The sequence below is a fragment of the Citrobacter sp. wls711 genome (assembly GCF_005281055.1).
Classification (GTDB): Bacteria; Pseudomonadota; Gammaproteobacteria; order Enterobacterales; family Enterobacteriaceae; genus Citrobacter; species Citrobacter gillenii.
Window position 1 is genome coordinate 53,922 of record NZ_SZXC01000027.1, and the last position, 12,944, is coordinate 66,865.

Sequence of the window (12,944 nt, forward strand, 5' to 3'; positions counted from 1 at the left end):
AAAAAACCCAATGAGTGAGTCACAAATTTAAAATTAACAAATCATTTTTCACCCCTAATGATGTCGCCAGGAACAACTGGAGGGGCAAGTGTATGGCTGGACTGGATAAACGGGTCGCCACGTATCAACAGGCGCTGGAAGGGCTGACTGACAACATGACGCTGCTGGCAGGCGGTTTTGGCTTATGCGGTATTCCTGAGAATTTGATTGCAGAAGTGCGCCGTCGGAACGTTCAGGGACTGACCGTGGTGTCGAACAACTGCGGTGTGGACGGGTTTGGCCTCGGCGTGCTGCTGGAAGCACGCCAGGTACGCAAAGTGGTGGCGTCCTATGTCGGTGAAAATGCCCTGTTCGAAAAGCAGGTGCTGAGCGGAGAGCTGGAAGCCATTCTGACACCACAGGGCACGCTGGCGGAGCAGCTACGAGCCGGTGGTGCGGGCATTCCCGCCTTCTTCACCGCCACCGGGTACGGTACCCCCGTCGCCGAAGGCAAAGAGGTGCGCGAGTTTGCCGGCCGGCCTTACATCATGGAGCAGGCGATTACCGGTGATTTCGCGCTGGTCAAAGGCTGGAAAGCCGACTGGTACGGCAACGTCATCTACCGCCATACCGCACAAAACTTTAACCCACTGATGGCAGCAGCCGGACGCATCACGGTAGTCGAAGTGGAAGAAATTGTCCCTCCCGGCGAGCTGGATCCCGCCGCTATTCACACCCCCGGAATTTTCGTCAATCGCATTATTCAGGGTCAGTTCGAAAAACGTATTGAACAACGTACCCTACGCCATCAAGGAGCCTGACCATGTTAACGCGTGAACAAATGGCGATGCGTGTCGCTCGCGAGCTGCGCGACGGTTATTACGTCAACCTCGGTATCGGTATCCCGACCCTGGTGGCCAATTATATCCCCGACGGCATGGACGTGATGCTGCAATCAGAGAACGGCTTACTTGGTATGGGGCCGTTCCCTACTGAGGACGATATTGATGCCGACATGATCAACGCCGGTAAGCAAACCGTGACGGCGCGTAAAGGCGCGGCAATTTTCGACTCCGCTCAATCCTTCGCCATGATCCGCGGCGGCCACGTCGACCTGACGGTTCTTGGCGCATTTGAAGTGGATACCCATGGCAACATCGCCTCGTGGATGATCCCCGGAAAAATGGTGAAAGGCATGGGCGGCGCGATGGATCTGGTCGCTGGCGCTGAAAACATCATCGTGGTGATGACACACGCCTCGAAAAGCGGCGAATCCAAGCTGCTTCCCAGTTGCACTCTGCCCTTGACCGGCGTGGCCTGTATCAAGCGCGTGCTGACCGACCTGGCGCTGCTGGAAATTGCCGACGGCGCGTTCATTCTGCGCGAACGGGCACCAGGCGTCAGCGTGGACGAGATTGTTGCCAGAACCGCCGGCAAGCTGATCGTTCCCGATCATGTCCCCGAAATGCACTTCAACTGAGGATCTGACCATGATGGATGTTGTTATTGTTGCGGCAACGCGCACGCCAATTGGCAGTTTTCATGGTGCCCTTGCCCCGCTCTCTGCCGTTGAGTTAGGGACAACGGTTATCCGTGCCCTGCTGGAAAAGACCGGTGTTGTGCCAGAACAAATAGACGAAGTGATCCTGGGCCAGGTCCTGACGACCGGCTGTGGTCAGAATCCGGCCAGACAGACCGCAATTCGTGCCGGTTTGCCGGTAACTACTCCGGCGATAACCCTCAATTTACTGTGCGGCTCGGGGCTAAAAGCGGTCCATCATGCGGTACAGGCCATTCGCTGCGGTGATGCGGACATCGTGATTGCCGGCGGCCAGGAAAGCATGAGCAATGCACCCTATTTTCTCGACGGTGCCCGCGCAGGATTACGTCTGGGGCATACCAGCCTGAAGGACAGCGTGGTACATGACGGGCTGTGGGATGCGTTCAACGACTACCATATGGGCATTACCGCCGAGAATCTGGCGGATAAATTTGCCATCAGCCGCGATCAACAGGATGCCTTCGCCCTGCACTCCCAGCAAAAAGCGGCCGCCGCCCTCGAAGCCGGTCGGTTTAACGCAGAAATCACCCCGGTTAGCGTCCCGCAAGGGAAAAAAGCACCGCGCGTGGTGGAGCGTGATGAGCAACCTCGCCCGGAGACTCAGGCAGAAAAACTGGCGCAGTTGAAACCGGCATTTCGTCCTGGCAACGGCACGGTGACGGCGGGCAATGCGTCTTCCCTAAACGACGGCGCGGCAGCGGTAATGGTAATGAGTGCCGCTAAAGCCGCTGAATTAAACCTTCCGGTACTGGCAAAAATCACCGGCTACGCCGTCTCGGGCGTCGATCCGGCCATTATGGGGATCGGCCCGGTAGACGCCTCGCTGAAGTGCCTGAAGCGTGCGGGCTGGACGCTGGATGAGATTGATTTGATTGAAGCCAACGAAGCTTTTGCCGCCCAGGCGCTGGCGGTCGGCGAATCGCTGAACTGGGACAGCAGCAAGGTTAACGTAAACGGTGGGGCAATTGCGCTCGGTCACCCTATCGGAGCCTCAGGCTGCCGCATTCTGGTCACCCTGCTACATGAAATGGCGCGGCGCAACGTCGCCAAAGGTCTGGCGACGCTGTGCGTCGGTGGCGGCCATGGCGTGGCGCTGACGGTAGAACGTCCAACAGGAGCACACCATGCAGACTAATCACATTAGCGTCCTGGGAGCCGGGCTAATGGGCGTTGGTATCGCCACCCACTTTGCCCGTTTTGGTCATCCTATCTGGCTGTTTGATACCGACAGCAACCGCATTGCCGAGATAACGGCTGTTGCCAGCAGCATTCTGGACGAGCTGATTGCCACCGACCAGTTTGCCGCCACAGAAAAAGCCCCCGTTCTCGCGCGACTGCACGGCACAACCTCTCTGGCGGATATCGCTGCGTCAGGATTATTGATTGAAGCGATCCCGGAGCGGCTAGAGCTGAAGCACGCGCTGTACGCACAGCTGGAAGCCGTTATCTCACCGGAAGCGATTATCGCCAGCAACACCAGCGGCCTGCCGCCGGATGCGCTGGCGGAAAGACTCGCGCACCCGGAGCGGTTGCTGATCGCACATTTCTGGAATCCACCGCACTTTATTCCGCTGGTTGAAATCGTGCCGGGCACAGCAACCAAACCTGAATATCTCAGTGAATTGCAGCAATGGCTGGTCGCGATGCAGCTTGAGGCGGTGGTGCTCGACCGTGCTGCGCCGGGCTTTGTCGGCAACCGCCTGCAGTTTGCCCTGCTGCGTGAAGCGCTGCATATCGTCAAAAGCGGTATTGCCAGCGCCGAGGTGGTAGACCAGGTGATGCGTGCGTCGCTGGGCCGCCGTTACGCGATGGTCGGCCCGCTGGAAGCGGCGGACATGACCGGGCTTGCCACCGTGCAGGATATTTGTCGCCATCTGCTTCCAACACTTGCCACCGGCAGCGACATGATGTCGCTGGTCGCTGACAAGGTTGCTCGCGGTGAAACCGGTTTACGCAGCGGTCAGGGGTTCTATCACTGGGATGATTCGCGCAAGGAATACATCCAGCAACGCCGGGAACATCAGCTGCGCTTTGCCCTGAAACCATAATGTCACTTTCTGCACCCAACTATAATAATAAGGAGTCAAGATGAGTGTATTAATCGCCCTGGCCGCGCTGGGCCTGCTGATGCTGGCAGCCTATCGCGGATACAGCGTCATCCTGTTTGCCCCCATCGCGGCATTAGGTGCTGTTTTGCTGACTGAACCCAGCGCCGTCGGCCCTGCCTTTACCGGCCTGTTTATGGAAAAAATGGTCGGTTTTGTGAAGCTGTACTTCCCGGTGTTCTTACTGGGCGCGGTGTTTGGCAAGTTAATCGAATTATCCGGTTTTTCCCGTTCAATCGTCGCCGCCGCCATCAATATTCTCGGTCGGCGACACGCCATTCCTGTCATCGTACTGGTGTGTGCGCTGCTGACTTACGGCGGTGTCTCGTTGTTCGTGGTGGCGTTTGCAGTGTATCCGTTTGCCGCCGAGCTGTTCCGTCAAAGCAACATTCCTAAGCGACTGATCCCGGCAACTGTGGCGCTGGGCGCCTTCTCTTTCACCATGGATGCGCTGCCCGGTACACCGCAGATCCAGAACATTATCCCGACCAGCTTCTTTGGTACCAACGCCTGGGCCGCGCCCTGGCTGGGGTTGATAGGTTCGCTGTTTATTATCTTTGTCGGCCTGATTTACCTTGAGCGTCAGCGCCGCAAAGCGCAGGCAAAGAACGAAGGCTATGGCACTGAACTGCTTAACGAACCGGAAACGCCGGATAATATTAATCTGCCAAACCCGATTATTGCGATTTCGCCGCTGATTCTGGTGGGAGTGTTTAACCTGTTGTTCACCCGCTGGATCCCGGTATTTTATGGTTCAACGCATCAACTTGAGCTGCCGGGTCTTGCCAAACCGATTACCACTGAAGTCGGCAAAATTACCGCTATCTGGGCGGTGGAAGCCGCGCTGATTGCCGGGATCCTGCTGGTCGTGATTTTTGGTTTTCGTAATATCAAAGGTCGCCTGGCGGAAGGCAGCCGAACGGCGGTGGGAGGTGCGATCCTCGCGGCAATGAATACCGCTTCAGAATACGGTTTTGGCGCAGTGATCGCCGCGTTGCCGGGCTTCCTGGTACTGTCAAAAGCGCTGGCGGCCATTCCCGACCCGTTGCTCAACGAAGCCATCAGCATCACCACTCTGGCCGGGATCACCGGTTCAGCATCCGGCGGGATGAGTATTGCGCTCGCGGCAATGTCAGACACCTTTATCGCCGCCGCACATGCCGCCAACATTCCACTGGAAGTCTTTCACCGCGTGGCCTCTATGGCCAGTGGTGGCATGGATACTCTGCCGCATAACGGGGCGGTAATCACGCTGCTGGCCATCACCGGTCTCAGCCACCGTCAGGCATATGGTGGGATCTTCGCCATCACCATAATCAAAAGTCTGGCCGTTCTGTTTGTGATCGGCGTCTTCTACACCACCGGCATTGTTTAAGGAGAATCATCATGAACTTAACGGGAAAAGTGGCCCTGGTTACCGGCTCCACCAGCGGTATTGGATTAGGCATTGCGCAGGTGCTGGCGAAAGCTGGCGCCACACTGATTCTTAACGGCTTTGGTGATGCTGAGGCGGCAAAAGATGCCGTGGCGAAGTATGGCAAAACACCGGGGTATCACGGGGCGGATCTCAGCGATGCAGCGCAAATTACCGAGATGATGCGCTACGCCGACAGCGAGTTCGGCGGCGTGGATATTCTGGTCAACAACGCCGGGATCCAGCATGTTTCACCGCTGGAGACGTTCCCGGTCGATAAATGGAATGCGATCATCGCGATTAATCTGTCCTCCGTTTTTCACACTACCCGTCTGGCGCTGCCCGGCATGCGTCAACGCAACTGGGGCCGCATCATTAATATCGCCTCTGTGCACGGGCTGGTGGCGTCAAAAGAAAAATCGGCCTATGTCGCGGCTAAACACGGCGTGGTGGGGCTAACCAAGACCACCGCACTTGAGACAGCGCAGACCGGCATAACCTGTAACGCACTGTGTCCCGGCTGGGTGCTGACGCCGCTGGTACAACAGCAGATCGACAAGCGCATTGCCGAGGGCACCGCGCCGGATGTTGCGCGCGATGCTCTGCTCGCGGAGAAGCAACCGTCACGCGAGTTTGTCACCCCGGAACAACTGGGAGAGCTGGCGCTGTTCTTATGTTCAGACGGTGCGGCGCAGGTGCGCGGTGTGGCGTGGAATATGGACGGCGGTTGGGTGGCGCAGTAAGTTATGTCAGCCGGATGCGCTCTCGCATCCGGCACATCATCGTTAAGACTTCAGCTGGTAATCCAGCGTAATTTCCGCGTTCAGAACCTGTGATACCGGACATCCGGCTTTCGCTTTCTGGATAATTCCGTCGAAGGTTGCGGCATCAATGCCGGGGACGGAAACGTCACTGTGCAGCGCCACTTTGGTGATGGCAAAACCCGCATCCACCTTATCCAGAGAAACATCGGCAGTGGTATCAATGGCGTCTGGCGTGAAGCCCGCCTCACCCAGCATTAACGAAAGAGCCATCGAGAAGCAGGCCGCATGAGCCGCGCCAATCAACTCTTCAGGATTGGTGCCTTTCGCACCTTCAAATCGCGTATTAAACCCATACGGCTGCTGGTTCAACACGCCACTTTCGGTCGACACGGTCCCTTTACCGCGTTTAATGTCGCCTTCCCAGTGTGCCTGACCTTTCTTATGGATAGTCATTACCGCTCTCCTGTGTTGTCGTCGGAGTAACAAGTATAGGACGCTGAGGGAAACACATGACGCATATTGGATAGTTCTGTATTAACTGCTTAAGCATTGACCTTTCAGATGAAATGACCGACCATCCAGAAAGCCGTTATTTTAGACACCGGCTGTTAATCAGGTTGTATTTCGTCCGCGCTTACGCGGGCTCGCCCTTGAAACCAGTAACAGGATTAAGGAGTTAGAATGAAATCGAACCGTCAGGCCCGTCATGTTCTTGGACTGGACCACAAAATCTCCAATCAACGTAAAACCGTGACCGAAGGCGACAAAACCAGCGTGGTCAACAACCCTACCGGAAGAAAACGCCGCGCTGACGCCAAGTAATACCCCGCACGTTATACTGAATAATGATGATATACACCATTGCAACCGCAGTGGTGTTTTTGCTTATAAAACCCCTTAACCCATTCACAATGCTTTATACTTCGGCCGTTTCCCTGGCGGAAGGCAACCTACGATCATAAACAGTGCCAGGGAGGGTTATTCAAAAAAGAGTGAGTGACATGGAAAACGAAACTAACAAACTGCGTTCCCTTTACATCCCTTACGCTGGCCCGGTACTGCTGGAATTTCCCTTACTGAACAAAGGGAGTGCTTTCAGTGTGGAAGAACGCCGTAACTTCAACCTGCTGGGGTTACTGCCGGAAGTGGTCGAGACGATTGAAGAGCAGGCCGAACGCGCCTGGATCCAATATCAGGGATTCAAAACGGAAATCGACAAACATATCTACCTGCGCAACATTCAGGATACCAACGAAACCCTGTTTTACCGACTGGTACAAAACCATCTTGATGAGATGATGCCGGTTATCTATACCCCGACGGTGGGTGCCGCCTGTGAGCGTTTCTCCGAGATTTATCGTCGCGCGCGCGGCGTGTTTATCTCCTACCAGAACCGCCATAACATGGACGATATCCTGCAAAACGTCCCGAACCACAATATCAAAGTTATCGTCGTGACCGACGGTGAACGTATTCTGGGTCTTGGTGACCAGGGGATCGGCGGGATGGGCATTCCTATCGGCAAACTGTCGCTGTACACCGCCTGTGGCGGCATCAGCCCGGCTTACACCCTGCCGGTGGTGCTGGATGTCGGTACCAACAATCAGCAGTTGCTGAACGACCCGCTGTATATGGGCTGGCGTAATCCGCGCATAACCGACAATGAGTACTACGAATTTGTTGATGAGTTCATTCAGGCGGTGAAACATCGCTGGCCAGAAGTGCTGCTGCAGTTTGAAGACTTCGCGCAGAAAAACGCCATGCCGTTGCTGACCCGCTATCGTGATGAGATTTGCTCGTTTAATGACGATATTCAGGGCACGGCGGCGGTTACCGTCGGGACGCTGATTGCAGCCAGCCGCGCGGCGGGCAGCCAGTTGAGCGAACAAAATATTGTCTTCCTTGGTGCGGGTTCCGCCGGTTGCGGGATTGCCGAGCAGATCATCGCGCAGATCCAGCGTGAAGGATTAAGTGAAGAAGCCGCACGTCAGCGTGTGTTTATGGTTGACCGCTTTGGTCTGTTAACCGACAAAATGCCGAACCTGCTCTCGTTCCAGACCAAACTGGTGCAAAAGCGCGAAAACCTGCAGCACTGGGATACGAAAGAAGATGTGCTGTCTCTGCTCGACGTGGTTCGCAACGTGAAGCCGGACATTCTGATCGGTGTCTCCGGTCAGACGGGTTTGTTTACCGAAGAAATTATTCGTGAGATGCACAAGCACTGTCCGCGCCCAATCGTCATGCCGCTGTCTAACCCGACGTCGCGCGTGGAAGCCACGCCGCAGGATATTATTGCCTGGACCGAAGGCAATGCGCTGGTGGCTACCGGTAGCCCGTTTGCTCCCGTCGCCTGGAAAGATAAAATCTACCCGATTGCCCAGTGTAACAACGCCTATATCTTCCCGGGTATCGGCCTTGGCGTGATCGCCTCTGGCGCCAGGCGCATCACTGATGAAATGCTGATGTCGGCCAGCGAAACGCTGGCACAGTATTCACCGCTGGTGTTGAACGGCGAAGGGCTGGTATTACCGGAACTGAAGGATATTCAGACCGTTTCCCGCGCCATAGCCTTTGCCGTCGGTAAAATGGCCCAGCAGCAAGGCATGGCAGTGAAAACATCGGCTGAAGCCCTGCAGCAGGCGATTGACGAGAATTTCTGGCAAGCAGAATATCGCGACTACCGTCGTACCTCTATCTGACGGTTTACCCGGCGGCGCCCTGCCGCCGGGTGTTCAACACTTGCACAATTCAGCGACTTGCGATTACACTTTCACCATCGATTAACATTCGGGAAAAAACTAAGGAGGATACTTATGCTGTACTGTGAACGTTTGATCGTTTCACATGCTTTTGGCGATCGCCAGTGCTCAAGCGTTATCGGTATCGTGCTGCGATAACTTCTGCTTGAGCGAAGCTAACGTCTAAATCCCCTTCTCTCGGGCTTACCGGGTTATCGTCAGCGATGTTTGACGAGGCGTTTTTACGTCTGTAACTCTTGAGTAAGCAACAATGAGCACATTACTTACCGCACAATCCTTACACGTTGATACGGCATTTGGCACGCTATTCGACGATCTCACTTTTACCCTGAAAAAAGGCGACCGCATTGGGCTTATCGGCTACAACGGCTGCGGCAAAAGCACGCTGTTAAAACTGCTGGATGGCACGATTTCTCCCACCAGCGGATCCCTTGCCCAGGCACATCACTGTCATCTTGCGCGCGTAGAACAGCATTTGCCGGATGAGATCCTGCCGCTAACACTCCAGGAAGCCGTACTGGCACAACTTCCCGAGCATGAACACGCGGGTCAGCAATGGCGGGTTGAGTCACTACTCGCAGAGATGGGCTTTACGCCTGAGAATTTGCACCTCACCGCACAAACGCTGAGCGGCGGCCAGCACACGCGCCTGCTGCTGGCCCGCGCGCTGATGCGCAATCCCGACCTGCTGTTGCTGGATGAACCGGGTAACCATCTGGATTTGCCCACATTGCTGTGGCTGGAGCAGTTTTTACAGCGCTGGTCCGGCAGTTTTGTGGTGGTGTCTCACGATCCACAATTGCTGGATGCAGTGACGCACGGAACGTGGATCCTCCGGGATCATTCCCTGCATGCGTTCGATCTCCCCTGTAGTGCGGCGCGCCAGGCGTTGGTGGACAGAGATGCCAGCGATGCCCTGCGCCATAAGGCAGAACAAAAGGAAATCGATCGCGTTACTGCCAGCGCCAAACGTCTGGCCACCTGGGGACGGGTCTACGACAACGAAGATTTGTCTCGCAAAGCCAAACAGATGGAAAAACAAGTGCAGCGCCTGAAGGATGACCAGACGGATGTCACCGCCGGAAGTCAGTGGTCACTAACATTGCATGGCGATGCCCTGCGTGCCGACCGCTTGCTGGAAATGACAGACCTCCCCGTCTCTCCGGCAGCGGATGCGGCAACGCTGTTTTCCATTGCCGGTATTCGCATCAAAAGCGGCGATCGCGTGGCGATTGTCGGGCGTAACGGCTGTGGAAAATCGTCGCTATTAAAGCTTATCTGGCAGCAATATCAGGCGCAAATGACCACGACATCGCTGGTGCTGCACCCGCGGGTGACGCTGGGGTATTACGACCAGTCGCTCAACCAGCTTGCGGATGATGATTCGTTGTTCGAGGCTCTCGAGCCGTTTGCCCCGCAGCCGGATGTGCGCAAAATGGCACTGATTAGCGCGGGGTTCCCGTGGATCCGCCACGCTCAACGGGTCAGCACCTTAAGCGGCGGCGAACGTTCGCGCCTGCTGTTTATCGGGCTGACGCTTGCCCGCTATAGCCTGTTGATGCTCGACGAGCCGACCAACCATCTGGATATGGAAGGCAAAGAAGCGCTGGCGCACACGCTGCAACACTTCAGCGGCGGCGTGCTGCTGGTCAGTCACGACCGTCAGCTTATCCGCCAAAGCTGCAACCGCTTCTGGTTTATTGATGAGGGTGAACTTAGCGAATGGCACGACCTGGAAGCGATTAACGCCCGCATTCAGGAAACCGCCAGTGAGCTAGCGGCGAGCAAAAAGGTGGCAGAGGTTGTTTCTGATCCGCATCATCATGGCGACGAAATACTGGAGAAACTTCTCGAGCTGGAGCAGCGGCTGTCTGATGACCTGTCACGTAAAACCAAACATCAAAAACCGCAGTTGCAGGCACAATGGCGCAAGGAGATTGAGCATCTGAATTCACTACTGGAGTAAAACGGTTGCCGGATGGCGGCATTATGTCGCCGTCTGGCGAATCTTGCGCGCCGCTTTCCATTTATCCTCCTGCCCGCTTTTCCTTTTAACGTACTCGCTGCACACTTTGGCAAAACTCGGCGATTAATGTTGCGTTCAGAGGAACATTAATGATAGTGTTCCTTTTGAGGGAACAAGGACGGTATGGATGATCATGAACTTCAGACACAAAGGATTGCGCGACTTGTTTCTTCAGGGGCGAACATCAGGCGTGACGGCGAAGCATGTCCGGCGATTGCGGCACCGACTTGCCGTTATTGATGCAGCGAGCCATGTAACAGATATCAATATGCCTGGTTATAAACTGCATGCGTTAACTGGCGATCGCGACGGCGTTTGGTCGATTTCTGTTTCAGGCAACTGGCGTATTACGTTTGAATTCGTCAATGGCGATGCATATATACTGGATTACGAGGACTATCATTGATGAAAATGGCTAATCATCCCCGTCCGGGGGATATTATTCAGGAAGCGCTGGATGAGTTAAACGTCAGCCTGCGCGAATTTGCCAGAGCAATGGAGATTGCCCCCTCAACCGCGAGCCGACTGTTAACGGGCAAGGCAGCATTAACCCCGGAAATGGCGATCAAACTTTCAGTGGTGATCGGCAGTTCGCCCGAAATGTGGTTGAATCTGCAGAATGCCTGGAGTCTGGCTGAAGCGCAAAAAAGCGTGGATATCTCACGTCTGCGCAAACTGGTAGCACAGTAACGGTATTGTAGGCTGGATAAACCTGCGTTATCCGGCAGGTCTTAATGGACAAAAAAATGGCGCTACATCGGTAGCGCCATTTTTATCAGCAGAACGTCAATGGGTTATTGCAGCCCTTGCTCGTTCTCTTTTTTGGCTTCGGCTTTTTCGACTTCGCGATACCAGCGAGGGTGATGCTTCTTCGCCCAGCGGCGGCTGACCTTCCCTTCGACCATGCCTTTAATCGATCCTTTCACCCAAAATGCCATGTACATATGGATGAGGATGGCGTGCATCAAAATAATACCCGCCGCAGCGTGGATCAGCAGGCTGTAACGCACAACCTGCATTGGGAAGAACTGCGCAAAGTACGGACGCCAGATAATCACGCCGGTAATCAACAGCACAAAAATCATGCTCATGATCGACCAGAACATCATTTTTTGTCCGGCGTTGTACTTACCGACGTCCGCCACCTTGTGTTCATTGCCCTTCAGCACTTCCACAATGTTTTTCAGCCACGGAATATCTTTCTTATCCGGGATGTTGTGGTGCACAAAGCGCACAAACATGAACATCAGCGCGACGAAAATCAGCAGACCGAAGAATGGGTGCAAAATGCGGCCCATTTGCGGTGTACCGAAGGTCTGCGTCAGCCACTGCAGCGTCGGGAAGAAAAACGAAATCCCCGACAGCGACACCAGAAAGAAGCAGATCACCACTGTCCAGTGACAGGCGCGGTCGATAAACTTCGTGCGCACAATCATTTTCGACTTACTCATGATGATCCTCCTCGTCGTCGTCCACTTCCTTGTTCGGGCCAATACCGATGTAGTGATAAATCAGCCCGGCGAAGGTGGCGATAAATCCGGCGGCGGCCAGCGGTTTCAGTGCCCCTTTCCACAGATTGATAGAAGTATCTATCTGCGGATCTTTTGGCAAACCGTGGTACAACTCCGGCTGGTTGGCATGATGCAGGACGTACATAACGTGCGTCCCACCCACACCCTCCGGGTTGTAGACACCGGCATGTTCGTAGCCGCGCGATTTCAGTTTTTCCACGCGCTGCTCGGCCATTTCCAGCATCTCTTGCTTGGTGCCGAAATGTATCGCCCCGGTCGGACACGTTTTCACGCAGGCAGGTTCCTGCCCGACGCTCACGCGATCCACACACAGCGTACACTTATACACGCGGTTATCCTCTTTATTGAGGCGCGGAATATTAAATGGACACCCGGCAATACAGTAACCGCAGCCAATGCAATGCTCTGACTGGAAATCAACAATCCCGTTGGCGTACTGGATGATGGCTCCGGCAGACGGGCACGCCTTCAGGCAGCCCGGATCTTCACAGTGCATACAGCCGTCTTTACGAATCAGCCATTCCAGCTTGCCATTCTGTTCGGTTTCGGTAAAACGCATCACCGTCCAGGATTTGGCGCTGAGATCGGCAGGGTTGTCGTACACCCCGACGCAATGGCCGACTTCATCACGGATATCGTTCCACTCTGAACATGCCACCTGACAGGCTTTACAACCAATACAGGTGGAAACGTCAATCAGCTTCGCGACTTCTGCTTTGTAATCACGTGCCTGAGGAGGCGGCGTGATGGAGTTGGTAGCGGACCTTTTGATGATGTCCTGCGTTTCCATAGACATATGATCGC

The 12,944-nt window shown here is 55.1% G+C and carries 14 protein-coding genes; 11 read left to right on the forward strand and 3 right to left on the reverse strand.

All coding sequences use genetic code 11. From position 1 onward, the window contains the following. The first annotated feature begins 92 nt into the window (after positions 1–92). The 6 genes from FDW98_RS12740 to FDW98_RS12765 are packed head-to-tail and all read left to right on the forward strand — an operon-like array spanning position 93 to position 5,802. Complete coding sequence (locus FDW98_RS12740) at positions 93–800, forward strand: CoA transferase subunit A (protein WP_096757043.1); 708 nt, start codon at positions 93–95, stop codon at positions 798–800. 2 nt (positions 801–802) lie between these two features. After that, on the forward strand, positions 803–1,459 hold the full coding sequence (locus FDW98_RS12745) for a CoA transferase subunit B (RefSeq protein ID WP_096757042.1): 657 nt from the start codon (positions 803–805) through the stop codon (positions 1,457–1,459). Positions 1,460–1,469: 10 nt separating this feature from the next. Further along, complete coding sequence (locus tag FDW98_RS12750; RefSeq protein WP_096757041.1) at positions 1,470–2,675, forward strand: acetyl-CoA C-acetyltransferase; 1,206 nt, start codon at positions 1,470–1,472, stop codon at positions 2,673–2,675. After that, the gene (locus tag FDW98_RS12755) at positions 2,665–3,588 is read left to right on the forward strand and encodes a 3-hydroxyacyl-CoA dehydrogenase family protein (protein WP_096757040.1); all 924 of its coding nucleotides are present in this window, start codon (positions 2,665–2,667) and stop codon (positions 3,586–3,588) included. The genes FDW98_RS12750 and FDW98_RS12755 overlap by 11 nt, the downstream gene beginning before the upstream one ends. A gap of 40 nt (positions 3,589–3,628) precedes the next feature. Continuing rightward, positions 3,629–5,020 (forward strand): GntP family permease, encoded by a 1,392-nt coding sequence (locus FDW98_RS12760; RefSeq protein WP_096757039.1) that lies wholly within the window; start codon positions 3,629–3,631, stop codon positions 5,018–5,020. An 11-nt stretch (positions 5,021–5,031) separates the two neighbouring features. Next, a complete protein-coding gene (locus FDW98_RS12765; RefSeq protein WP_096757038.1) occupies positions 5,032–5,802 on the forward strand; it encodes a 3-hydroxybutyrate dehydrogenase in 771 nt (256 codons plus the stop codon). Positions 5,803–5,844: 42 nt separating this feature from the next. Here the strand turns inward: FDW98_RS12765 and FDW98_RS12770 are convergent, their stop codons facing one another. Then, positions 5,845–6,276: an OsmC family protein gene (locus tag FDW98_RS12770; RefSeq protein WP_096757037.1), complete on the reverse strand. Its 432-nt coding sequence runs from the start codon at positions 6,274–6,276 to the stop codon at positions 5,845–5,847. 228 nt (positions 6,277–6,504) lie between these two features. On the opposite strand from FDW98_RS12770, the gene sra reads away from it, so the two are divergent. The 5 genes from sra to FDW98_RS12795 all read left to right on the forward strand — a co-directional run bounded on the left by sra (position 6,505) and on the right by FDW98_RS12795 (position 11,298). Next, a complete protein-coding gene (gene sra / locus FDW98_RS12775; RefSeq protein ID WP_096757036.1) occupies positions 6,505–6,645 on the forward strand; it encodes a stationary-phase-induced ribosome-associated protein in 141 nt (46 codons plus the stop codon). Positions 6,646–6,824: 179 nt separating this feature from the next. Continuing rightward, complete coding sequence (gene maeA, locus FDW98_RS12780) at positions 6,825–8,522, forward strand: malate dehydrogenase (RefSeq protein WP_096757035.1); 1,698 nt, start codon at positions 6,825–6,827, stop codon at positions 8,520–8,522. Between the two features lie 310 nt (positions 8,523–8,832). Beyond that, positions 8,833–10,548 (forward strand): ABC-F family ATP-binding cassette domain-containing protein, encoded by a 1,716-nt coding sequence (locus tag FDW98_RS12785; RefSeq protein ID WP_096757034.1) that lies wholly within the window; start codon positions 8,833–8,835, stop codon positions 10,546–10,548. Between the two features lie 187 nt (positions 10,549–10,735). Further along, entirely contained in the window at positions 10,736–11,014 is a 279-nt protein-coding gene (locus FDW98_RS12790) for a type II toxin-antitoxin system RelE/ParE family toxin (RefSeq protein ID WP_096757033.1), read from the forward strand. Further along, positions 11,014–11,298: a HigA family addiction module antitoxin gene (locus FDW98_RS12795; RefSeq protein ID WP_096757032.1), complete on the forward strand. Its 285-nt coding sequence runs from the start codon at positions 11,014–11,016 to the stop codon at positions 11,296–11,298. The genes FDW98_RS12790 and FDW98_RS12795 overlap by 1 nt, the downstream gene beginning before the upstream one ends. Before the next feature lie 104 nt (positions 11,299–11,402). Here the strand turns inward: FDW98_RS12795 and fdnI are convergent, their stop codons facing one another. Further along, positions 11,403–12,059, reverse strand: a complete 657-nt coding sequence (fdnI, locus tag FDW98_RS12800; RefSeq protein WP_096757031.1) for a formate dehydrogenase-N subunit gamma — start codon at positions 12,057–12,059, stop codon at positions 11,403–11,405. Next, positions 12,052–12,936: a formate dehydrogenase N subunit beta gene (gene fdnH, locus FDW98_RS12805; protein ID WP_096757030.1), complete on the reverse strand. Its 885-nt coding sequence runs from the start codon at positions 12,934–12,936 to the stop codon at positions 12,052–12,054. Before fdnH ends, fdnI begins: the two co-directional genes overlap by 8 nt. Between the last annotated feature and the right edge of the window lie 8 nt (positions 12,937–12,944).

What these genes read in the sequence shown, in the direction of transcription:
- FDW98_RS12740 (WP_096757043.1), top strand. Translation starts at nt 93, where the DNA reads ATGGCTGGACTGGATAAACGGGTCGCCACGTATCAACAGGCGCTGGAA.
- FDW98_RS12745 (WP_096757042.1), top strand. Translation starts at nt 803, where the DNA reads ATGTTAACGCGTGAACAAATGGCGATGCGTGTCGCTCGCGAGCTGCGC.
- FDW98_RS12750 (WP_096757041.1), top strand. Translation starts at nt 1,470, where the DNA reads ATGATGGATGTTGTTATTGTTGCGGCAACGCGCACGCCAATTGGCAGT.
- FDW98_RS12755 (WP_096757040.1), top strand. Translation starts at nt 2,665, where the DNA reads ATGCAGACTAATCACATTAGCGTCCTGGGAGCCGGGCTAATGGGCGTT.
- FDW98_RS12760 (WP_096757039.1), top strand. Translation starts at nt 3,629, where the DNA reads ATGAGTGTATTAATCGCCCTGGCCGCGCTGGGCCTGCTGATGCTGGCA.
- FDW98_RS12765 (WP_096757038.1), top strand. Translation starts at nt 5,032, where the DNA reads ATGAACTTAACGGGAAAAGTGGCCCTGGTTACCGGCTCCACCAGCGGT.
- FDW98_RS12770 (WP_096757037.1), bottom strand. Translation starts at nt 6,276, where the DNA reads ATGACTATCCATAAGAAAGGTCAGGCACACTGGGAAGGCGACATTAAA.
- sra (WP_096757036.1), top strand. Translation starts at nt 6,505, where the DNA reads ATGAAATCGAACCGTCAGGCCCGTCATGTTCTTGGACTGGACCACAAA.
- maeA (WP_096757035.1), top strand. Translation starts at nt 6,825, where the DNA reads ATGGAAAACGAAACTAACAAACTGCGTTCCCTTTACATCCCTTACGCT.
- FDW98_RS12785 (WP_096757034.1), top strand. Translation starts at nt 8,833, where the DNA reads ATGAGCACATTACTTACCGCACAATCCTTACACGTTGATACGGCATTT.
- FDW98_RS12790 (WP_096757033.1), top strand. Translation starts at nt 10,736, where the DNA reads ATGATCATGAACTTCAGACACAAAGGATTGCGCGACTTGTTTCTTCAG.
- FDW98_RS12795 (WP_096757032.1), top strand. Translation starts at nt 11,014, where the DNA reads ATGAAAATGGCTAATCATCCCCGTCCGGGGGATATTATTCAGGAAGCG.
- fdnI (WP_096757031.1), bottom strand. Translation starts at nt 12,059, where the DNA reads ATGAGTAAGTCGAAAATGATTGTGCGCACGAAGTTTATCGACCGCGCC.
- fdnH (WP_096757030.1), bottom strand. Translation starts at nt 12,936, where the DNA reads ATGTCTATGGAAACGCAGGACATCATCAAAAGGTCCGCTACCAACTCC.